Consider the following 20,558-nt stretch of genomic DNA (forward strand, 5'->3'; position numbering starts at 1 on the left):
TTTTTTTGACGCATTTTTTAGAAAAAAGACATCTAATCTTTAGACTATGATATTCACGAAAAGGGAAATCGAAGAACATTATCCACTCGCTGAACGTTTGCGTTTGGAAAAAACAAAATCACAAAATTCAGTGATCTATTGGATCAACGAACTGGTGAGAAACCAAGTCCGTGGTGCAGAGGATGTGCCAAGCCTAATTGAGGTCACAAAGGATTTGGTCATGCAAGTGGAAGACTTGTATGCAGAGAAAGAAAATTCTCTGACCAATACAAGCGAAACGCAGTCCAATACAATAGAACTAGATTCGATGGAAGAGCAAGTCTCTGATTTGTATGCGGAAAAAGAGATGTTATTTGCGGAAACAAAAACCCATTCCATTGCTGAGGTCATCTCCCTCATTCGTGGTATGGAAGAGCAATTGAATTCAATGTACTCAGAGTACGAAACATAAAAACATTCGATTAGGAATCAAATTAATGAGCAAATTCATAGACCCAAATATTTTAGGAAAACTTGGAAACCTTAGCCAAGCAGATGCTGATTCTTACCCATTTGGAGTTGTAAAAGTGGATGAATCTGGCAAAATTTTATTGTACAACAAATATGAATCCGAACTTGCCAATGTTCCCATCCAAACGGCGGTAGGGAAAAACTTCTTCACTGAAGTTGCCATTTGTACAAACAACCGTATTTTTTACGGTAGGTTTAAAGAAGGAATGATCTCCGGTGATTTGGACATTGCCTTCAATTATGTGTTCACCTACAAAATGAAACCAACCAATGTGGTCATCCATTTGTACCATGACAAAGGCACAAACACAAACTGGATTTTTGTAAAACTTAGATAACTCACTGTAAATAGAGTTGTTCTTTTACATACTCCTCAAGTCCAGAAAGGCTAACAAAATAACCCGTTTGTTTGTCCTCTTCTGGAATTTTGGATCCTAGTTTTTTCTCCAACTTTAGTACCATCTCGGTAAACAAAATGGAATCCATCCCGCAGTCATAGACGAAATGGTCATTTGGTTTTGGTTCGTATCCTAAAATCGATTTTAGAATCATGGCAATCGTTGTGTTCCCATCAATCGTGATCGGAATCTCATTTTTTTCTTCCAGGGATTTGAGTCGTAAATATTCTTCTAAACAAAGTTTGGTGATCGTAACATAATCTGTTTTCCCATTGGGCAGTTTGGGGATACTCTTTTGGATCACAATCACACGTGGCACATGACTTGAGGGAAGTTCATGCCTCAATGTACGGTAAATTTGGTCAATCGGAAGGGTCGAATCAGTAAAGATCCCAATTGTGTCACCTGATTCCTGTTTGATTGGAACTGATACAAATTGTCCCACAAGTCCTAAACCAAGGATTTCCGATTCGATCCTGTCTAGAGACACTCGTTTCCCTTTGTGTTTGATGATCCGATCCTTTCTTCCCAAGAGGAAAAATCCGAGTTCACTGGAATCGCCCAAATCACCTGTCGCATAATACCCGTCCTGTGGAAGGGATACAGATTCCCAAACTTGGTTTTGGAAGGTATAAAAACGTTTTGATAGAAACGGGCTTTGGATTTGGAGTTCCTTTTCCTCTGCTTCGTCTCGGAACCGAAACCGTACCTCTTGCAAGATTTGGAATCGATTTTGCCGTAATGGGTCTCGGTACCCCATTCCCCCTGTCTCCGTTGATCCATAAATTTCAAGTATCGAAATGCCTTCTCTCTCTCGGAGTGCACGAGCCAAGGGAACTGGAAATTTCATCCCGGAGACAATGGCTCGTTCTGGGAGCGATTCTCCCTCTTGTAAGGCCAGTTGGAGTTTAGGGGCAGAGGTGATCCAAAGGGTCTCGGGATCTGTTGGGGCATCCTCATTTCCCGTACGAATGGGAATGCCTAAGGCCTTGGGGAGTAAATACCCCCAGAGCAGCCCATACAAATGGCAAAAGGGCACTTGTACAAAGACTTCCCGGATTCCCTTGGAGAACGTTTGGAATTCCGTTAGGGAAAGCCAGGCATGGATCTCATTGTGGATTTGGTCCAAGTCCTTTGGGACTAGTTTCGGAAGGCCAGTGGAACCCGATGTCACCAAACTAAAGGAACGAGGGTTTGTGATTTGGGGGAGAGGGAAATCGGTGAGTTCCCTTTCCAGTTTTGTCCCACGCCACGAGGGGTCGACAAGGATGGGATGGTTCTCTTCTAAGTCTTTTTCAAAATTGCCAGAAAGGAAGTAATGATTGTCAGCAAAACGTAAGAGGGAGGCCATAAAACAAAAATCCTCCCCCCAAGGATTTGGAGGAAGGATTTCTTTTGAGAAGGTAGGTTTGTTTTTAAGCGGCTTTTGGGTTTCCCATTCGTCGTTTCATTAAAAAACCTAAGGCAGCTCCCACCACAATCATACTCACTGATACTTCTAAAGCGTTTTTGCGAACCGCTTTGATTAAGTAGGCAGTGAATCCATTGTCAGTATAGAAGTCGCTCACTCGGACAACGTACGATGGTCTGTTAGGCGCTGGGATTTGGTCTATGTGTAGGTACCAATCCTTATGAGCCACACCATTTGAGTGCATCCAAGAGTTGAAAAAGATGTAACCAGAAGTAGATGGTTTTCGAATATCAGCACCTTCTGTTGGGTGGTTGAAAACACCTGGAACGATGATGGCCCAAGGGAAACCATTTTTATCTAGGAACGCATCTTTTCCTTTTGCATCTTTAAAGTAACCAGGACGGAAGATTTGTCGGAACACACCATCTGTCTTTTGGTTGATCGCAAGGAAGTAATTGAGGTGTCCCCCAACGAGGTTCTTCGTTGCATTGAGGTCAACGGGTTCTTCGAAGGTGATGGTGACTTGAGCTGTCACACCACGCACAAAGTCATTGATGGTGAAAGTTGATCCTGCAGCAGGAGCATTCTTTTTCCCAAACAATGTTTTGTCGGAACTTGGAAGGAGTAAGATACCTCGTTTGAGTTGTGCTTGCGTGAGTGTTCCACCAGTACAGTCTCCGGCTGCGTTGGCAGTGTACTTAGGAGCACTAACACAACCATTCCAAGGGTTACCACTTCCATCCACATAACTCACTTGCACGTTCGCGTTCGTTGGCACATCAAGGGAAAGTCGGAGTTCGTGGTTGTATCCTGCACCTTTTGCAACGTGAGTGTAAGTTCCACGGATCGTTTTCACCTTGTTTGTTGGAGTTTTGTCCATCTCTGTGCTAAACACAGTGGAATGGTCATTTAAGTCAGCATCCCCAGCGGAAGGGAACATGTCTTCAAAAGCGATCGTATAACGACCAGACCGTGCAATTGCCGCTAAACTTGGATCATCTGGATATTCGTCAAAATTGTTTGCGATTCCATCACAATCGGAATCAACAGCTTGCACACAACCATTCACTGGTTGGAAGTTCGTTGTGTCTACGTTGACAACTGGAGCCACCACAACGGTTCCTTCTGAGTTGTTGCCTGTTGCTGGTTGTTGTACGGGAGCAGAACCAACAATCTCTACCACTTCACCAGTGGTTGGGTTCACACCCACAATGGTGATGTCCACAGAGACAACGGTTGGAGGAACGCTGATTGGAATCGTTGCCGATCCATTGCCATCAGTGGTCCCTACGCCCACAACATTTGGTTCCCCTGTTGTGACAGATTCCGTTACCGTCACTGGTGCGTTGGCAACAGGACCAGATTCGTTTTCTACCACTACAGTGACAGGAACTGTAATATTTGTTTCAAAGTTAAAGTCGCCACCGTTTGTTTGGTCTACCACATTGGTTGTGGTTTCATTGTTCACGGTAGTTGGTGCCGGTGTAGGCGCCGCAGGAGCTGGTGTGGGAGTGACAACAGAACCTGTGTCCCCATTACTTGTATCGCCACCTGTCCCTTGGGTTGTGTCAGGAGAGGTCACTTGGCTTGGATCTGTCGTTTCCAATCCAACCACAGTAAATGTTCCACTGCCTGTATCTGTAGAAGTTGTATTGGCTTGGGTTGTCCCATCGCCGAGCCCTAAGAAGGGGAGTAATAACATTCCTTTTTTCTTATTGGAACAATCCACAAAGAAGAGGGGAAGCACCAAAAGAATGATCCATCGATTCATATTTTTTTCCTACCTGTATATGGGATTGAACGACAAAGAATGAAAAAAATCAACATTCTTTTCGAAAAAATTAGGGAAATCCATGGGATTTCTGGGGGGATGTACGAACAGAATTCAAAAAAAAGTACAAACTCTATCCTTGATCAGACATAAGTGTGTATTAAGCGATCAATTCGCTTTTTTTGCTACGTGGGCCACAGCATTTCCAAAGACAAAATTCTGAAACCAGACATTAGTAAACCCCACTTCCTCGAGGATGGTTTTCAAGGTTTCCTGGTCTGGATAGGTTTTCGAAGAATGAGGTAGGTAATCAAACATTTCGTTTTGTTTCCCATACAAAAGGTACCCAAAGAGGGGTACGATTTTGAAAAAGTAAAAATCAGCAAAAACTTTCAAAAAACGAGGGCGGACACGACCAACATCTAAGTTGACATAAACGCCTCCTTCCTTTAACACTCGTTTGATTTCCTTTAAACACAAACGTAAATCGGAAACATTACGTAGCCCAAAACCCATGGTGACAATATCAAAACTTCCATCGGCAAATTGTTTTAGGTCCATGGCATCACCCACAATGAGGTTTACTTGTTTTCCTTCCACTTTTGGAAAGGCATACGACAACATTTGTTCTGAAAAATCAAGACCCACAACGGTTTCTAGGTTTGGGTGTTTGGAAAGTCGAGAGGTGATGTCCCCGGTCCCACAACACAGATCCAGAGCTGATTTGGCATTCGGAACGGCCTCGAGAGCCTTTCGAACCACCCAATCCTTCCATTTGCGGTGGAGGAAAAAACTGTTCCAATCGTTGAATCGATCATAGGCTTTGGCAATCCCATCAAAATTTTGTCTTACATATTCCGGTTTCTTTTCTTGGGAAGGCAGTTGGTATTGGTTCATAGAGGTCGATACATCCATGAATTGGACATTTTCAATTCCCGCAATTTTGATTTTTGTTCTTCTTTTTGCTTTTTCTGTCCTTTCCTTTGCCAATTTCATACGTTTGTCCCTGGGATTTCGGAAGTTAAATTCTAAAAATGAAAGAGAAGGGATTTTTCCCTCAGAACCAAGTGAAGAGGAGATGGAATTGTTTTTTTCTCCCATTGAAAGGACGATTGATTGGTTTCCTACCATTGCTTCTGTCTCCATGTTGCTTGGGCTTTTAGGGACTGTGATAGGGATTAGTACAGCATTTGGAGAAATGGAAGCCCAAGGGAAAGTGAGTTTAGAAGTTTTGGCTGGTGGGATCAAAGATGCATTAAACACAACCATTGCTGGGTTATTTGTCGCCATCCCTTGCCTTTTATTCCACCGAGTCTGTGAAAACAAGGTACGTCACCTTTCAGAAACAATGATTTTTGATTTTTCAAAACCCAAATGAGAGTTCGGAAACCCAAACACAGTACAAACATCGATATTAGCAGTTTGATTGATGTTTTGTTTATTTTACTCGTGTTTTTGATGTTGGCAGTTCGGTTTACGGAACCCACATCTACGATCTCATTGGACTTACCCAAATCCAAAACAGATAGTTTTGGAAGCCAAAGTTATGTTTATAAAATCCAAATGAAGGCCGTAAACGAGATTTATCTCAATGGAGAGAAAGTGGCACTTAGTTCTCTTTCAGACCAAATTCAAAAAAATACATCTCAATTCGATGCAGTGAGTTTGGAAGTGGACCAAAAGATTGAATTTGGAAATTTTGTGACGGTGACTGATTTACTAAAAGCAAAGGGATTTGAGAAAATTGATATCAAAACAAAAAAAGACTAAGCGTTGTTAGATTGCAGCAAATCAATCAAAAACTTGTATCGTTTGTTTTTTACTTTTTCGAGAAGGATTGTTTTACCTTTGTGATCAAAAGGAAGATTCGTTAACATATTGAGTAACTGGCCGAAGTTTTGGATTTTGATGAGTTGTAAGATCTCAAGCTTAAACTTACCCGATTCCAGGTTCAAAAAAGTTTGAACAAATTCTTTTTCTGTATCTTCCACTTTCGTGAGATGCCAAACTTCTTTGGAACTTGTGGGTCCAAGTTTTGATTTTTCCTTTAAGTCAGATGAAATTTCATTTACTTTTGTCAGAGGTAACTCAAAACGAAAAATCGATCCTTGGTTTAAATCACTTTCTACTTGGATCATCCCTCCTAAAAAATCAACTAACTGATGTGATATGGAAAGCCCAAGCCCTGTTCCTTCCTTGTAAGAACTACCTTGTTCCGTTTGTTGGAAGGCCTCAAATATGGAATGGAGTTGGTCTTTTGGAATTCCAATCCCAGAATCTTTTACGATAAAATGAACCCTATCAACGGATGGATCAAGTCCTGGTTGGATTTGGATTTCCAAATGGACAAAACCTTGGTTTGTAAATTTTAATGCATTTCCTAATAAATTCACAAGGATTTGTTTTATTTTTTGTAGGTCTGCTTCATAAAAATGATTTTCAATCACCTGAGGGTGTAACAATTCAAATTGAATTTGTTTTTCTGCAAACCGGTAGGAAAACATGGAAAACAAAGTGTCCCATAATTGCACAAGGGAAAACTTTTCTTTCATCTCTGTCATTTTCCCTGCTTCGATTTTAGATAAATCCAATATATCATTGATCATTCCAAGTAAATGGACACCATTTTCATAAAGCGAATGCACATATCCTTTTAAGTGTTCTGGTAAATTGGGATCCTTTTCTAATATTTGGGAAAATCCAATCACTGCATGTAATGGCGTTCGTAACTCATGTGTGATTTTTGAAAAAAAGACCGACTTCGATTGGTTGGCTTTGATGGCAGCTTCCACAGCTTTTTGCAGCCGTTTGTTTTGTAATTCGATTTTTTGAGAATAGTCGTTTAACTTATCTTCTGCGATCTTCCGATCGGTGATATCAAATACAGTGGATTTGCTAATCACAAAGTTTCCATTTTTATCAAATGTGGGAACGGAATTTAAACTCACAAAAAAAGTGGATTTGTCTTTGCGTACGAATTCTAATTCTACTCCCGTTAAAGTCTCATGGGGGAAAGAATGTAAAATTTGTTGGAATTTATCATAACTACTTTCCGTTAACAAATCATTGATTTTGAAATTCCCAACAATTTCTTCCCTTGAATACCCCAACCAATCTAGTTCTGTGTCATTGATCGAAACCAAAACGTTGTCTTTGTCGAGGGAATGGTAACCACAAGGAGCATTGTTATATAAATCTAAAATCCTTTCATAGGATTTCATTAAGTTTTCTTCTGCAATTTTACGATTGGTGATATCAATTCCTATCGACAAAACTTCATAAGGATAACCAAATTCGTTTTTTAAAATCCGGTTAGACCAAGTAACCGTTCGTTTGTCATCATTGCCAATGAATACATCAAATTCCTGTCTGATGTTTTGTTCTGGTCTGTGGAAGATATTCCATAATTGGCTTTTGATTTCATTGGATTTATCAAATGGGATCCGAAACAAATCGAGGACAAGGTCTTTGCCTTCTGCCATATCTTTTCCCATTTGGAAAAATTCTTCAGCATACGGGTTTACCGAATGGATTCGAAAATCGGGGCTCCATCGAATGATGATGGAATTTGCTGTATCGTATATATCTTGGTATTGTTTTTCTTTTTCCCGAATGATCCTTTCTATTTCTTCTGCATTAGAAAGGTTCTTACGAAATAAAATTAACCTAAGTTTTTTTTCCCTTCTGTAGGCATTATGATAATAATAAGCATAAAAGAGTAAGGCCGATGCAATCAGAATGGCTATGATTTCGTCTATCATTTCACTTCTAATAATAACATCGTCATATCATCCGCAACTTTTCCAATTGAGTATTCTAATACTTCTTTTGAAATTGTTTCCAAGAGATCCTGAGATGGGAGTTGGATGTATTTTTCTACCAATTCGGAAAATTTTTGATCACCCAAGTATTCATCTTTTTCGTTCGGTACTTCAAACATCCCATCGGAAAACAAAAACAATCTGTCACCTGACTTCAGTATGATATCTTCATTGGTTGTATTCAACTGATCGGGAAACATCATCAAACAAAATCCTTTGGTTCCTAGTTTTTGGATTTGATTGTCACGTAATAAAAAAATGTGATGGTGCCCCGCCATAGAATAGGATAACAAATTTTCTTCAGCACGATACCGAATGTATACAGCACTGATAAAATGCGTACTGATGAGTGGTGTTAAGGTATTATGAAGCCAATACAAACATTCGCTAGGTGACAAAAATGACTTATTCATGGTTTTGAAAGTGATGATGGCCATAAGCGATACCATTGCCGCAGCAATTCCATGCCCTGTCACATCACCAAATAAAATGTCCAGGTCCCCTGAAGGTAATACATCATAGGTAATCAAATCCCCACCGACTAGGTCCATTGGTTTGTAAGAAGTATAAATTTGATAGAGAGGAGAGGGGGGGAATTGGAAGGTAACTAACTTTTCTTGGTTAGCTTTTGCCAATTCTAAATCCTTTTGGATCCCATACAATAAATCGATCCGCTCTTTTTCCAAGGTTTTGATTTTGATATGAGTGCGAATCCTAGCTAAAACTTCGGATTCTTGGAAGGGTTTTGTGATATAATCTACGGCACCTGTTTCCAATCCCTTAACGATGTCTGATGTTTCATTTAATGCAGATAAAAATAGAATGGGAGTGTTTTTTTGTCGTTCCATCCCAAGCAAACGATTGGCAACTTCCAATCCACTGATGCCAGGAAGTAGTATGTCGAGTAAAATCAAATCAAAATCCAAAACTTCCGCAAGTTCTAAGGCGTACTCACCATCATAAGCAACTGCCACTTCATATCCTTGGCCAAGTAAAATATGGGTGATGATTTCCATATTGGTTTCGTTATCATCAACAACTAAAATTTTTGCGGCAACTTTGGAATTCACTATGCAAAAAGCATGTGTTACAAAATTCTTTTGGCAAGGTTTTTTTGAAACATTAGGTTTCTCCATTTCTTAAATGAGAAAGATTATCCATATTGATATGGATGCGTTTTATGCATCAGTGGAACAAAGAGATTTCCCAGAAATGAGAGGGAAACCTGTTGTTGTAGGTGGATCTCCGCATTCTAGAGGTGTGGTCTGTGCTGCCAGTTATGAAGCTCGGAAGTTTGGAATTCGATCGGCTATTTCTTGTTACCAAGCATACAAACTTTGCCCAGAAGCAATTTTCACTCCCCCTCGTTTTGAGGTATACAAAGCAGTCTCCAAAGAAATCCGTTCCATCTTTTTAGAATACACGGACCTGGTAGAACCACTTTCCTTAGATGAAGCATATTTAGATGTCACGAAAAACAAAATGAATTTACCTCTTGCCAGTACCATCGCAAAAGAAATTCGCAAAAAAATTTGGGACAAAACGGGACTCACTTGTTCGGCAGGTGTGGCAACAAACAAGTTTTTGGCGAATATGGCTTCCGAGAAAAACAAACCAAATGGATTGTATGTGGTTTTACCTGGAGAAGAAATTTCCTTTTTAGATGAACTTCCTTTGTATCAATTTTATGGGATCGGGAAAAAGACTTTTGAAAAATTGCAAAGGTTGGGTTTTACAAAAGGGAAAGATTTACGCCAAGTGGATGAATCCATTCTCACGAAAGAATTTGGAAAAATGGGAGCCGTGTTTTACCGGATGGCAAGAGGTTTGGACGAAAGGGAAGTGATTCCCTACCGTGATCCAAAATCAATTGGAGTGGAAACAACCTTTACCCACGACTCGGATGATTTTTCCTATTTTTTACTTACTCTGGAATCACTCGCAAAAGAATTAGAAATGCGAATGATGAAAAAAAATAAAAAGGGGAAAACACTTACCCTTAAAGTAAAGTTTGAGGATTTTACGGTAAAACAAAAATCAGTCACATCCGATGCCTTTTTCTACTTGGCAGACAATCTTTTGGAGCAATCCTCGAATTTGATGGCTACTGTTTGGAAGGAACACGTCGACCCTCCCAAAAAAATACGACTTTTAGGTTTATCAGTTACCAATTTTAGTGAAAAGGAAACAAAAGGAGACGGAAACCAACCCTCCCTGTTCGGATAATATATGTTAGATGACGAAAATGATTTAGAATCTCTCGGTCCCTTAAAAGTATTACGTGTAAAAGGAGACCCCGATGCCCCCACTGTAGTTTTATTTCATGGTTATGGGGCAAGTGCCTTCGATTTATACCCAATCCATGAAGTGTTAGTAACCGATCAAAAATTCAATTGGGTTTTCCCACATGGTCATTTGAGTATCCCTTTGATGCCTGGATACAATGGTAGGGCATGGTTTCCGATCGATATGGCTGCTTTGGAAGAAGCAATTCGCAAAAACGATTTTAGAAATTTTGCAGACAAAGACCCAGAAGGAATGGATATCGCAAGGGCATCCGCCTATTTGATGTTAGAAGCTCTTGGAGTTCCATGGAGCCAATTGATTTTAGGAGGGTTTTCCCAAGGAGCTATGCTTGCAACAGACATCACATTACGAAATGAACAAAATTCAAAAGGGCTCATGATCCTTTCCGGTGCTTTAGTCAACGAAGCCCTTTGGAAAGATTTGGCTCCTAAAAAAACAAACTTACGATTTTTTCAATCCCATGGAGAATTTGATCCTATTTTAGGTTATGCAAACGCGAAAAAACTCGAGAAATTACTCCGAAATTCAGGATTACTCGGAGAATTCATCGCTTTCCCTGGTGGCCATGAAATCCCAGCACCCGTCGTGCAAGGCATCAGCCGGTATTTAAACAGTTTGTCATAAACAAAATTGGGTGAAATGAAATTCCTATCGTTTTTCTTCATCCAACTGGTCTAAGGTTGGGTGGTGGTTATGAAACGGTTTTTCTATTTAGTTTTGTTTTTGGGAATTTCACAAACTCTTTTTGCACAGAGTTTCGATCACAAACATAGTGTTTGGGATTCATTATTAAAAAAACATGTGAAAAATGGTCTCGTTTCCTATAAGGGATTCATCTCAGATGGATCAACCTTAAATGGGTACTTGGATCAATTAACAAAAGTAACTGATGCAAATTACCAATCATTTTCCGAAAAGGAGAAAATGAGTTTTTTAATCAATGCCTATAACGCATTCACAGTGAAACTCATCCTCGACCATTACCCAGTTGAAAGTATCACTGACATTGGATCTCCCTTTTCCAAAGTCAATTTGGCACGAGGGATCCCTTGGAAAAAAGAATTTTTCCAATTACTCGGTAAATCCCGCCATCTGGATTGGATTGAACATGAAAAGTTAAGAAAAGATTTTAACGAACCAAGGATTCACTTTGCCATCGTTTGTGCTTCCATCGGCTGTCCTATTTTGCAATCGGAAGCTTATTCTCCGGCAAATTTAGAAAAACAATTACAAAATGCAAAACTAGTATTTTTAAAAAACCCAAAGAAAAATTCTTATGATAAAAAGACGAACACTCTGTACTTAAGTAAGATTTTCAATTGGTTCCAACCTGATTTTACAAAAAAATCCACTTTGATCCAATTTGTCCAAGATGGATTTGAAGAAACCATCAAACCAGATGCCAAAATTGTTTATAATGAATACAATTGGGATTTAAATGAATTGAAATGAAAGAAGAATTCTGCCGTACGATCCATCCATCTAACGGCAGTTCCACTTGGTTTGGAGGTATGGTTCTTTTGTATCTAAGTGTAAATGCTTATGGTTTCAATTGACCAATTCTAATTCATAGGTGATCGTAGCCGTTTTTTCTAGGGTTTTTGCAACGGAACAATACTTTTCTAAACTTAAGTCAATGGCTCGTTTTACTTGGGATTCTTGGAAATCCCCTTTCACAAAAAACTTCATATGAATTTTTTTGAATAAATTTGCTTCTTCCACTTTTTCGCGGTCTGCTTGAACATCCACAGAGTAATCCTTCACTTCAATGCGGTGTTTGTTTAGGATCATGATTACATCAATGCTACTGCAACCAGCAAGTCCCATGATGAGAAGTTCCATCGGTCTAGGGCCAGAATTTTTCCCACCAATCTCTGGTGAGGCGTCTATCTGAATGGAATTTCCAGATTCGTTGGTTGCTTCTAGGACAAAAGGGGAATCAATTCGTTTTAAATGGATGTGCATACTTACTTTTACCACAAGCGGGGGTGGTCCCCCGCCATTATCCACTATTTATTTGGTTGTGGTGTGTATCGTAAATAAGGTTTGATGGTTCGAAATCCTTTTGGGAATTTTTTCTTTGCATCTTCATCTGATACAGACGGTACAATGATGGTGTCTTCTCCATCCTTCCAATTCGCAGGAGTTGCCACGCTGAATTGAGAAGTGAGCTGTAAGGAATCAACCACACGTAGCAATTCATCAAAATTCCTTCCAGTCGATGCAGGGTAGGTGAGTGTGAGTTTCACTTTTTTATCCGGTCCTATCACAAATACGGAACGAACAGTTGTGGTTTCGCTTGCATTGGGGTGGATCATATCATACAGATTGGATACTTTTTTGTCAGCATCTGCGATGATTGGATAATTCACTTTCGTGTTTTGTGTTTCGTTGATGTCAGAGATCCAACCTTTATGGCTGTCAACAGGGTCAACTGAGAGTGCGATCACTTTTACATTTCTTTTTTCAAATTCAGGTTTGATTTTGGAAACATAACCTAACTCAGTTGTACAAACTGGCGTATAGTCCTTAGGGTGAGAGAAAAGAATCCCCCAACTTTGTCCTAAATATTCATGGAAGTCAATTTTTCCTTCCGAAGTTTCTGCTTGGAAATTGGGTGCTTCATCGCCGAGTCGTAATGCCATTTCGTTGTTCTCCTAATGGTTCAGTTACTTCCTAATATTGAAATTGCCCCCTCTAAAGCAAGAAAAATATACAATTTATTAGATATTTTGTCTAGTTTAGCGGAATATATCCCCAAAACCTTACTTTTTAGTTCTAGTGAACGAACCATCCCAATCCAGTTCCGGCGGTGATTCCATATAGTATTGGCATCGTTCTAAAAGGAGTTTTGAGGCATCCTCTTTTGTTTTTTTGTACAAGGCTTCAAACTGAGTTTTTGCATCGGCAAACTTTCGGTTGAAATAGGAAAACAAGGCAGTTTCGTAGGCAGTTACAAACTTTTTGTCTTCTTCCGTTTCCTCTCCCTTTTTACACCTCACTTCATACAAAGTCACTGGTTTGGATTTCCCCTTCACTCGGACTGTATCCAGTTTTCTTGTAAAAAAATGGTCCTTGATTTCATCGTGAACGAATTCAGAAATTAAGATACAAACTCCATAATCTTTTCCAGCTGCTTCGAGCCTTGCTGCAAGATTCACGGTATCACCCATCATGGTATAAGAGGCAAGGGCATCAGTTCCCATAAATCCGACTTTCGCATAACCTAAGTTAAGACCTATACGAAATGTCATTTGGTGCGCCTCAGGGATATAGGAATTTTTTTGGATCCAATCTTTTTTAAGTTCTTCTAATTTGTCTCGCATTTCCACACTGGCAGTCACTGCTTTTAAACAATGATTTTCAACATCCAAAGGTGCATTGAAAATTCCCACGATGGCATCCCCAATGTATTTATCCAAAACACCATCGTGTTGTTTTAAGATAAGTGTCATGGCAGACAGGTATTCGTTGAGTAAATCGGCTAACTCTTTTGAGTTTAGTTTTTCTGAGATGGTACTAAAACCAGCAATGTCCGAGAAAAAAGCAGTGATGACTTTTTCACTTCCTTGTTTGAGTTTTTCTAAATCTTTTAGTGCTTCGCCTACAACTACTGGGTCCACCATACTTCCCAGTACCCCACGCATCTTTTCTCTTTCTTTCAGACCAGACACCATTTGGTTTAAGGCAACGGTTAGGTTTCCGAACTCATCATTGCCACCATCATCAAAATGTACATGTAAATTCCCTTGGCCCACATCTTCTGCACTGCGAATGATCTTTCTGATCTTTTGGACCACAACCCCTGAAATGAAAATCGCAAAAATAATTGCGACAAGACAAATGGTGATCGCCGTAAAAACAATTTGGTTACGATTTTCTTTGATGGCTTGGATTCCATCGGTTCGATCAACCAACGTTCGTATCAATCCAGAAAAATTATCACGTAGTACCATGAGAGGGACATTTTCCGACTCAAGTAAATGAGTGCCATCTAACTTCCACATGATCTCTTCCGATTCACTTCGAGAGTGACCGAAACTCCCATCAGGGAACAGTCTTTTTAACTCTTTTGTGGGTGTTTCTTGTTCAGCAGTGATGATCCATTTACGAATCGCTTTCCAACGATTCCTTTGTTCTTCTCTGGCGTCTGGGTCTTGGTAATACCTTTCATATTCTAAAGGATCTGTTTTGAACTTTAACAAAACCCAATCTTCCAAGGTCACATCTCGTAAACTGCGCAAAGTTTCAATTTTTTCATTTAATTCTTTATTGGCAATCGGGTAACGTAAAGAAACTTCTTCATAAATTTTATCCCTTTCTGCCACCAAATCATTGTAAGATTTGTAAAAACTTGTAAAAAGTTTATCCTTTGCCGGTGGGATAGGTGGTTTTGCATTTTTTAAAAATTGGATGCGGTCTCTTAGTTTTGGGATGAGTTCGGATAATTCATTGGTGATTCGGTAGTCTTCTTTGATCACCTCCCTATAATCGCCTAACTTTGCCTTGATGTTAATTAAGTTAAAGGCTCGTTTTGTTGAGTTTTGGTGCCTAAAAAGAGGGGAGTGTAGTGCTTGGATTTCGCGGTCTTTCCATTCATACACATATTGTTTTTCATTTTCATCTACAGCAGTGATATCATCTGAAAGTTTTTGAAAGGAATCTACCAAACTATTTTCCATTTGGTCAAAACTATCAATTTTTGCTAATGGGGAAGTGTTATCGATGATTTGTGTATCAAAGGAAGCAAGAGATGTTTCCCCTTGGATCATAGCAGACATCGGGAAGGTTTGGATACGGAATAATTTTGTATCAAGCCCAAGTTCTTCCAGTTTCCTTTTTTTGGAATCAGCGTAAAACTTAGCGATGTAAAGGTCTAATTTCGATTTTTGGTTCCGTATCTCTTTTTTGATGTTTTTGACATCTAATTCCCATTTTGCTTTGGCTTCCGTTTCTTCCGGTATTTGTTGTTTGATGACCTCCAAATACTTTTCTTCATTTTTTACATAAGACGAGGCGAGCCCAACAAGTGTATTCCATTCCTTTTCACTGATATTTCGATTGGAAGCTTCCCGTAATTGTTGGCGGATTTCACGTTCCAAAACGTTTACATCATCTTTTGTGAGATACACTGAAAAAAATGTATCTACTTTTTTAAACACTTTCGAGGTACCAAGAGATCCAAAGAGATTGGTTTTAAATCCGAAAACAGAAACTGTTTTTTTCTTTGTTACGAGTTTTTTAGTTTGGTATTTTTTAAGTTCTTCTTGTTGTTTTTCAATCCTTGATTTGAACTCTTCGATACGAATTAAATTTTGTGCAATGGATTCAATTTCCATCACAAGCCCTGCGATGAAGTTTTTAGAAACCGCCGCTTGTTTTTCATAACTTTCAGAGAGAATGGCTGTCTGTTGTCTGACGGTGATGATGGACAAAAGTAAGATGGTGAGGGCAATGAGTGTCCCTGTGAACCAAGCAAGTTTGGCACGAATCCCTTCCGAGAGGATTTTCCACACAGACAGAAGACCAGATTGGATGAGTTTTAAAAATTTCATGGGCTTGCCAAAATTTTGGAACGCCAAGACCAAAAAGCAAGATTTTTTGTCTTCCATTTTTCTCTTTGTTAGGTGGTCGGACCGAAAGGGTCACAACTCGTATTTCCCCTCGGCTTTCGTTTTGTTCAATTTTGCTTGCTATTTTTCACTTTCTTAGTAGCGTTCTTTTATCCAATGTCTATCAATCGTTTTGATTTAATTGCTATCGGGGGCGGTCCTGCCGCTCAAAAAGCTGCCATCCAAGCAAGCAAACTCGGCAAAAAGGCCGCCATCATCGAAAAAGATCCTTACTTAGGTGGAGGTTGTGTCCACTGGGGGACAATCCCTTCCAAATCCCTGCAAGAAACCAGTCGGTTCTATCGCAATTTAAAGTTATCCAACCTTCATGGCATGCAGTCACCACAGACAACCCAACTTACGTTACAAGAATTGATGTTTCGTGCAGGAACTGTCATTGAAAAAGAAGAAGATGTCACAAGAGAACAAATGATCCAAAACCGAGTGACAACCCTTACTGGTTGGGGGAAAATCATCGACAAAAACCAAGTAGAAGTCACAGACACTGCCGGTCGGAAAAAAGTTTACGAAACAGAAAATATCCTCATCGCCACTGGCAGTAGCCCAAGGCGTCCCATAAATGAGAATATCCCTTTTGAAGATGGACTTGTGTATGACAGTGATGGGCTTTTTGCGATGAAAAAGATGCCAAGTTCTTTGGCAGTTGTTGGTGCAGGGATCATCGGTTCCGAGTACGCTACGATTTTTTCCCATATCGGTGTCAAAGTCCATCTCTTTGATTCGCAAAGTCGGATACTAGGATTTCTAGATGAAGACATTTCGAGTGAGATGACACGGATCATGCAAAATGGTGGGATCCAAATCCATGTTGATTCATCCATTACAAGTTACCAAAAGATTTCAGAAGAAGAAGGATTTGAACTCACAACAAACAAAGGTGAGGTGATCCGAGTCAACCAGGTGTTGATTTCGCGTGGACGCCTTGGCAATGTGGACAATTTAGGTTTAGAAACAGTTGGCATTGTTCCCAATGACAGAAAACAAATCCAAGTGAATGAAAATTACCAAACGAATGTTCCCAATATTTATGCATGTGGGGATGTGATTGGGTTTCCAAGTTTAGCATCTGTTTCCATGTACCAAGGTGCCTACGTCGCAAAACACATGTTTGGTTTACCTTCTGTCCCTGTAGATGCGGAAGAGTTCCCGATTGGGATTTATACATTACCTGAAATTGCAACCATTGGTCCTACAGAAGAAGCTCTCAAAAAAAGGGGAGTCGCTTATGGAGTAGGAAGAGCCAAATTTGATACCATCACTCGGGCTCAAATCAGTGGAGACCAAGTGGGATTACTCAAGATCTTATTTGATAAACAAACACGAAGGGTACTTGGTGTTCACATCATTTCTGATAAAGCCACTGAACTCATCGCCCTTGGCCAATGCGTTGTGAACCTAAAAGCACCCATCGAATACTTCACAGAACACATTTTCAATTACCCAACGATGATTGGTGCTTACAAAAATGCGGCCAATGATGCCCTTTTGCGTGAAAAATAATCTGATTTTTTGAGAATCGGAGGTTCCCCATTTGTTTTCTTTTGCAGAGAGGAATGGGATTTTACTTGTCAGAGACTCGGTTTTACGAACACATACAAGATTGTGTCCGACAATTCTGTCTCCATGAGTCAAATCTACGAAAGAAGTCATAAACGAATTTTTGACTTCCTTTATAAGTACACTCAAAATGCGGACACAGCAATGGATTTGATGCAAGACAGCTTTTTAAGTTTTCACAAACATTATGGCAATGCTGGTCTCTCAGAAGAGAAGTCTGTCATGGTTTTGTATACCATTGCTCGCAATTTATCGATCAATTATGCTAAAAAGTTTTCAACCTCTCGGGAAATTGCTTCTGATGAAATTGAGTTTCATAGCCATAACCCTAAATTGGAAACCAAAGCCGAATACCAAGATTTAGAGGATCGTTTGTATTCGTTTTTAGGGGAACTTTCTGAAGATGAAAGGTCTGCCTTATTACTGAAGAATGTTGAGGGATTCCAACTCGTCCAAATCGCTGAGATTTTAGGAGTTTCGGTTTCCACCGCCTCAAGGCTTGTCATCAAAGCCACTGAGAAAGTTTTGGCCATAGCAAAAAGGGAAAATCTGGTTCCGGATTAATCAAAGAATGAACGAATTTGACAAAGAAAAACAGATCCAGTCATTAGAATCCCTTTTGCAAAAACCATCAAAGGTGGCAGAATCAAAAGAATTTCCAAAATGGGAAGACATTGCCACTCGGTCCATCCGTTACGAATACCAAGTCCCAACCCAAAACAATGTTGTTTCTTTTTTTCGAAAACCCATTGGTCTCACCGTGGTAGGTGGTGCAAGTTTTGCACTCGCAGCCAGTTTGTTTTTTGTATTTTTCATTCGCTCAGTTCCTGATGAAACCACGGGAGGAATGGCCAGTGCGGCGGCTCCTATGGAAGAACAAAGGCTCCATTTTAGTCCTTTGGATGTTTCGGTTTCACAAGTCAAAGGAAATGTGTTTGTTGTGCCTTCAGGAAGCGAAACACGTGTCCCATTAGCTGAAACGTACAAACTGACCTCTGGCGATTTGGTTCAAACGGAATCAGGGTCACAAGTGGACCTCCATTTTGAAACAGGATCATGGGTACGAGTCACTCCACAATCGCAAGTGGCGGTGGATCTCATCCAAAAAACAAATGATGGGACTTTGAACCAAAGGTTTTCTGTCAAACAAGGGAAACTTTTTGCCTCGGTAACTAAATTATCCAAAGATAGTGATTTTGTTGTGCAAGCAGGTGAACACCTTACGGAAGTTCGTGGGACTGTGTTTAGCGTTGCTTACGATGGGAAATCTGAAACTGTTGCGGTCCGGGAAGGTAGCGTTGCCTTAGGAGATTTGGTTCTGAATGCCAAGCAACAAGCAGTTGTTAAACAAGGGGAACAGGTCCCAAGTTCAGCATCTGCCGTCACCCCAAAAGAAGAAAAAGAACTCAAAGCGTTTTACACGCAAACCTTACTCGCCAAAGAATCTATGTTGTACAAGGAACATGCAAGACTAGAACTTGTACGATTGGATAACGGAACCGAATACCGGGGTGTGATTTTAGGGCAATCGGAAACACATTTGCACTTCAAAGGATTGGATGGTGATATGGAAATTCCCATCCAAAACATCCTCGAAACAGAAAAAATCCGTTAAATCTCAGAAGTTTTTTGACAAGATTTCCTTTTTCTGAAATTCTTTTTTCGGAAGCACAAACGCCACTGCTAAGGAAACTATGCCAGAGAATCCCAAAAAAACATTTCGATTCCGTTATCTCATCGATAAAGAATTCCAATTAAAATTTTTAGCCCATTATTCTCTATTGTTTATCTCAGGGGTACTGGTAACCTTGATTTTCTTATACTGGTTAAACCAATCCAAGTATGATGGCGGGGCTGTGTTTCGCCTCAGACAAGATGCCCAAACTGTGTATTGGAAAGTGGAAAATGATGACCCTGCACCTGGGGAGCCAAAAGAAAAATTTGTCCCGAGGGAGATCTACCTTCCTAACTACGACCACCAATTGAATCTCTACACAATACAATTTGATGCGGTCGTTACACTTTCTGTATTGTATTTGCTACTCATCACTGTATTTTCCATTTTCAAATCCCATAAGATGGCGGGACCTGTTTTTAGCATCAAACGATCCCTCCAAAGGATGGCATCGGGAGAACCCATTGAAACCATTCGCATTCGTAAAGGAGATGAGTTCCAAGAGCTTGTGGAAGTTTTGAATGAAGTGATCCAAAAGCGGATGAAAGAAGGGAAATAGGGAAAGAGAAAATAGTGATACTATGTCACATGTAAGATGGAAGGGCGGCCCCCGCCCTGAATTGGGTGGTGGAGGCGGGCTTGTGGGCTTTCTTCGCGGACTTTCTCACCTAACATAAATTTGCAATTCCTGCAACCCTATCTTCGATACCCTCATTTTTTTTTAAAAATAAGTTCGCATTTCCATAGAGAAAGGATCCATCCACTTCGAATGCTTTTCCTTTTGAAGCATTATTTTGATTTCAGATGCTATCTATTATGTAGCAATATGTAACTTCCCATAATGAATCTTATGTCGCATTGGGGATGGGACTTTTTGTATAGAAAGGCACATCGGTAACACATTAGATCACTCACATGGGTTACACATAATTATCTAATGTGCATTGTGTGGCCACCTCGAAACGGAATTGTGGATCCAACATGATTTTTGGAACGACCGCACCCGCTTACCGCTCCCAATCTTTTTCCAAGCGAATCAATCATTTGGAACTTTCGGTTTTGGAAAAGATTCCCACTTCAATCGCTACTTCGAGAGACTAAAAGCATCAATGGCGCATGGATTCAGCGCAAGCGCTCAAACTCAAAATTTGAAGGACTTACTCACTTTGTCCCGCAGGTCTTTTTCTTAATGTCTTCGCATAAATAAGAACCCACGAGTCTTTCTGCATCACACTTAAATTTTGCAGCCGCCTTTGTTTCCGTACTGCCGGAAATTGAGGCAGCCGTTTCCGCACAATACGTATAAGACTGGTATACGACAAGAGAACATGCCAAGTAATCCAAGTCAGCGCGTTCACATTTTTCATATGAAGGGTCAGTTTTCGTACAATGAATCACGGTGAATGATAAAATGAGGAAAAAACAATAGCGAATCATATCAGCTAGATTTTAGACAATCTATGGATCGTAAACAT

Annotated in this window: 20 protein-coding genes; 11 read left to right on the plus strand and 9 right to left on the minus strand. The window is 40.0% G+C overall.

Annotated elements, in window-relative coordinates; genetic code table 11:
• Nucleotides 1-46: 46 nt before the first annotated feature.
• Nucleotides 47-451 (plus strand): hypothetical protein, encoded by a 405-nt coding sequence (locus EHQ62_RS15040; protein ID WP_135644279.1) that lies wholly within the window; start codon nucleotides 47-49, stop codon nucleotides 449-451.
• Between the two features lie 25 nt (nucleotides 452-476).
• Nucleotides 477-848: a PAS domain-containing protein gene (locus tag EHQ62_RS15045; protein WP_135644281.1), complete on the plus strand. Its 372-nt coding sequence runs from the start codon at nucleotides 477-479 to the stop codon at nucleotides 846-848.
• 1 nt (nucleotide 849) lies between these two features.
• Here the strand turns inward: EHQ62_RS15045 and EHQ62_RS15050 are convergent, their stop codons facing one another.
• The 3 genes from EHQ62_RS15050 to EHQ62_RS15060 all read right to left on the minus strand — a co-directional run bounded on the left by EHQ62_RS15050 (nucleotide 850) and on the right by EHQ62_RS15060 (nucleotide 4,987).
• Entirely contained in the window at nucleotides 850-2,259 is a 1,410-nt protein-coding gene (locus tag EHQ62_RS15050; protein ID WP_135644283.1) for a non-ribosomal peptide synthetase, read from the minus strand.
• A gap of 64 nt (nucleotides 2,260-2,323) precedes the next feature.
• On the minus strand, nucleotides 2,324-4,090 hold the full coding sequence (locus tag EHQ62_RS15055) for an LruC domain-containing protein (protein WP_135644285.1): 1,767 nt from the start codon (nucleotides 4,088-4,090) through the stop codon (nucleotides 2,324-2,326).
• A gap of 168 nt (nucleotides 4,091-4,258) precedes the next feature.
• Nucleotides 4,259-4,987: a ubiquinone/menaquinone biosynthesis methyltransferase gene (locus EHQ62_RS15060; RefSeq protein ID WP_135644287.1), complete on the minus strand. Its 729-nt coding sequence runs from the start codon at nucleotides 4,985-4,987 to the stop codon at nucleotides 4,259-4,261.
• 16 nt (nucleotides 4,988-5,003) lie between these two features.
• On the opposite strand from EHQ62_RS15060, the gene EHQ62_RS15065 reads away from it, so the two are divergent.
• Nucleotides 5,004-5,468: a MotA/TolQ/ExbB proton channel family protein gene (locus EHQ62_RS15065; protein WP_135644289.1), complete on the plus strand. Its 465-nt coding sequence runs from the start codon at nucleotides 5,004-5,006 to the stop codon at nucleotides 5,466-5,468.
• Entirely contained in the window at nucleotides 5,465-5,860 is a 396-nt protein-coding gene (locus EHQ62_RS15070; protein WP_135644291.1) for an ExbD/TolR family protein, read from the plus strand. Before EHQ62_RS15065 ends, EHQ62_RS15070 begins: the two co-directional genes overlap by 4 nt.
• Here the strand turns inward: EHQ62_RS15070 and EHQ62_RS15075 are convergent.
• Nucleotides 5,857-7,851: a PAS domain-containing sensor histidine kinase gene (locus tag EHQ62_RS15075; protein WP_135644293.1), complete on the minus strand. Its 1,995-nt coding sequence runs from the start codon at nucleotides 7,849-7,851 to the stop codon at nucleotides 5,857-5,859. The two genes, EHQ62_RS15070 and EHQ62_RS15075, sit on opposite strands and share 4 nt — an antisense overlap.
• Nucleotides 7,848-8,981: a PP2C family protein-serine/threonine phosphatase gene (locus EHQ62_RS15080; RefSeq protein WP_208720707.1), complete on the minus strand. Its 1,134-nt coding sequence runs from the start codon at nucleotides 8,979-8,981 to the stop codon at nucleotides 7,848-7,850. The genes EHQ62_RS15075 and EHQ62_RS15080 overlap by 4 nt, the downstream gene beginning before the upstream one ends.
• A 73-nt stretch (nucleotides 8,982-9,054) precedes the next feature.
• Between EHQ62_RS15080 and dinB the strand changes: the two genes are divergently transcribed.
• The 3 genes from dinB to EHQ62_RS15095 all read left to right on the plus strand — a co-directional run bounded on the left by dinB (nucleotide 9,055) and on the right by EHQ62_RS15095 (nucleotide 11,670).
• On the plus strand, nucleotides 9,055-10,137 hold the full coding sequence (dinB, locus tag EHQ62_RS15085) for a DNA polymerase IV (protein ID WP_135644297.1): 1,083 nt from the start codon (nucleotides 9,055-9,057) through the stop codon (nucleotides 10,135-10,137).
• A 3-nt stretch (nucleotides 10,138-10,140) separates the two neighbouring features.
• Nucleotides 10,141-10,842 (plus strand): alpha/beta hydrolase, encoded by a 702-nt coding sequence (locus EHQ62_RS15090; protein WP_135644299.1) that lies wholly within the window; start codon nucleotides 10,141-10,143, stop codon nucleotides 10,840-10,842.
• A 69-nt stretch (nucleotides 10,843-10,911) separates the two neighbouring features.
• Nucleotides 10,912-11,670 (plus strand): DUF547 domain-containing protein, encoded by a 759-nt coding sequence (locus tag EHQ62_RS15095; RefSeq protein WP_135644302.1) that lies wholly within the window; start codon nucleotides 10,912-10,914, stop codon nucleotides 11,668-11,670.
• 96 nt (nucleotides 11,671-11,766) lie between these two features.
• Here EHQ62_RS15095 and EHQ62_RS15100 read toward each other — a convergent pair whose 3' ends face one another.
• The 3 genes from EHQ62_RS15100 to EHQ62_RS15110 form a co-directional block, all read right to left on the minus strand.
• Nucleotides 11,767-12,183, minus strand: coding sequence for an OsmC family protein (locus EHQ62_RS15100; RefSeq protein ID WP_135644304.1), 417 nt, complete (start codon nucleotides 12,181-12,183; stop codon nucleotides 11,767-11,769).
• Nucleotides 12,184-12,227: 44 nt separating this feature from the next.
• A complete protein-coding gene (locus EHQ62_RS15105) occupies nucleotides 12,228-12,863 on the minus strand; it encodes a peroxiredoxin (protein WP_135644306.1) in 636 nt (211 codons plus the stop codon).
• 120 nt (nucleotides 12,864-12,983) lie between these two features.
• Entirely contained in the window at nucleotides 12,984-15,773 is a 2,790-nt protein-coding gene (locus EHQ62_RS15110) for an adenylate/guanylate cyclase domain-containing protein (protein WP_135644309.1), read from the minus strand.
• Nucleotides 15,774-15,947: 174 nt separating this feature from the next.
• Here EHQ62_RS15110 and sthA point away from each other — a divergent pair, with 174 nt between their 5' ends.
• From sthA to EHQ62_RS15130, 4 genes are all read left to right on the plus strand, one after another.
• Nucleotides 15,948-17,351, plus strand: a complete 1,404-nt coding sequence (gene sthA / locus EHQ62_RS15115; protein WP_135644313.1) for a Si-specific NAD(P)(+) transhydrogenase — start codon at nucleotides 15,948-15,950, stop codon at nucleotides 17,349-17,351.
• A gap of 123 nt (nucleotides 17,352-17,474) precedes the next feature.
• A complete protein-coding gene (locus EHQ62_RS15120) occupies nucleotides 17,475-17,972 on the plus strand; it encodes an RNA polymerase sigma factor (RefSeq protein WP_083930052.1) in 498 nt (165 codons plus the stop codon).
• Nucleotides 17,973-17,979: 7 nt separating this feature from the next.
• The gene (locus EHQ62_RS15125) at nucleotides 17,980-19,023 is read left to right on the plus strand and encodes a FecR family protein (RefSeq protein WP_135644320.1); all 1,044 of its coding nucleotides are present in this window, start codon (nucleotides 17,980-17,982) and stop codon (nucleotides 19,021-19,023) included.
• 79 nt (nucleotides 19,024-19,102) lie between these two features.
• Nucleotides 19,103-19,642, plus strand: coding sequence for a HAMP domain-containing protein (locus EHQ62_RS15130; RefSeq protein ID WP_135644326.1), 540 nt, complete (start codon nucleotides 19,103-19,105; stop codon nucleotides 19,640-19,642).
• Nucleotides 19,643-20,244: 602 nt separating this feature from the next.
• On the opposite strand, the gene EHQ62_RS15135 is transcribed toward EHQ62_RS15130, so the two are convergent.
• Nucleotides 20,245-20,520 carry a hypothetical protein gene (locus tag EHQ62_RS15135; protein ID WP_135644333.1) on the minus strand — a complete coding sequence of 92 codons (276 nt, stop codon included), beginning with the start codon at nucleotides 20,518-20,520 and terminating at the stop codon, nucleotides 20,245-20,247.
• Nucleotides 20,521-20,558: the final 38 nt, after the last annotated feature.

This window comes from Leptospira jelokensis (assembly GCF_004769635.1).
Classification (GTDB): domain Bacteria; phylum Spirochaetota; class Leptospiria; order Leptospirales; family Leptospiraceae; genus Leptospira_A; species Leptospira_A jelokensis.

What these genes read in the sequence shown, in the direction of transcription:
- EHQ62_RS15100 (WP_135644304.1), bottom strand. Translation starts at nt 12,183, where the DNA reads ATGCACATCCATTTAAAACGAATTGATTCCCCTTTTGTCCTAGAAGCA.
- EHQ62_RS15045 (WP_135644281.1), top strand. Translation starts at nt 477, where the DNA reads ATGAGCAAATTCATAGACCCAAATATTTTAGGAAAACTTGGAAACCTT.
- dinB (WP_135644297.1), top strand. Translation starts at nt 9,055, where the DNA reads ATGAGAAAGATTATCCATATTGATATGGATGCGTTTTATGCATCAGTG.
- EHQ62_RS15055 (WP_135644285.1), bottom strand. Translation starts at nt 4,090, where the DNA reads ATGAATCGATGGATCATTCTTTTGGTGCTTCCCCTCTTCTTTGTGGAT.
- EHQ62_RS15105 (WP_135644306.1), bottom strand. Translation starts at nt 12,863, where the DNA reads ATGGCATTACGACTCGGCGATGAAGCACCCAATTTCCAAGCAGAAACT.
- EHQ62_RS15135 (WP_135644333.1), bottom strand. Translation starts at nt 20,520, where the DNA reads ATGATTCGCTATTGTTTTTTCCTCATTTTATCATTCACCGTGATTCAT.
- EHQ62_RS15075 (WP_135644293.1), bottom strand. Translation starts at nt 7,851, where the DNA reads ATGATAGACGAAATCATAGCCATTCTGATTGCATCGGCCTTACTCTTT.
- EHQ62_RS15125 (WP_135644320.1), top strand. Translation starts at nt 17,980, where the DNA reads ATGAACGAATTTGACAAAGAAAAACAGATCCAGTCATTAGAATCCCTT.
- EHQ62_RS15070 (WP_135644291.1), top strand. Translation starts at nt 5,465, where the DNA reads ATGAGAGTTCGGAAACCCAAACACAGTACAAACATCGATATTAGCAGT.
- EHQ62_RS15040 (WP_135644279.1), top strand. Translation starts at nt 47, where the DNA reads ATGATATTCACGAAAAGGGAAATCGAAGAACATTATCCACTCGCTGAA.
- EHQ62_RS15050 (WP_135644283.1), bottom strand. Translation starts at nt 2,259, where the DNA reads ATGGCCTCCCTCTTACGTTTTGCTGACAATCATTACTTCCTTTCTGGC.
- EHQ62_RS15120 (WP_083930052.1), top strand. Translation starts at nt 17,475, where the DNA reads ATGAGTCAAATCTACGAAAGAAGTCATAAACGAATTTTTGACTTCCTT.
- EHQ62_RS15095 (WP_135644302.1), top strand. Translation starts at nt 10,912, where the DNA reads ATGAAACGGTTTTTCTATTTAGTTTTGTTTTTGGGAATTTCACAAACT.
- EHQ62_RS15065 (WP_135644289.1), top strand. Translation starts at nt 5,004, where the DNA reads ATGAATTGGACATTTTCAATTCCCGCAATTTTGATTTTTGTTCTTCTT.
- EHQ62_RS15060 (WP_135644287.1), bottom strand. Translation starts at nt 4,987, where the DNA reads ATGAACCAATACCAACTGCCTTCCCAAGAAAAGAAACCGGAATATGTA.
- EHQ62_RS15110 (WP_135644309.1), bottom strand. Translation starts at nt 15,773, where the DNA reads ATGAAATTTTTAAAACTCATCCAATCTGGTCTTCTGTCTGTGTGGAAA.
- EHQ62_RS15090 (WP_135644299.1), top strand. Translation starts at nt 10,141, where the DNA reads ATGTTAGATGACGAAAATGATTTAGAATCTCTCGGTCCCTTAAAAGTA.
- EHQ62_RS15130 (WP_135644326.1), top strand. Translation starts at nt 19,103, where the DNA reads ATGCCAGAGAATCCCAAAAAAACATTTCGATTCCGTTATCTCATCGAT.
- sthA (WP_135644313.1), top strand. Translation starts at nt 15,948, where the DNA reads ATGTCTATCAATCGTTTTGATTTAATTGCTATCGGGGGCGGTCCTGCC.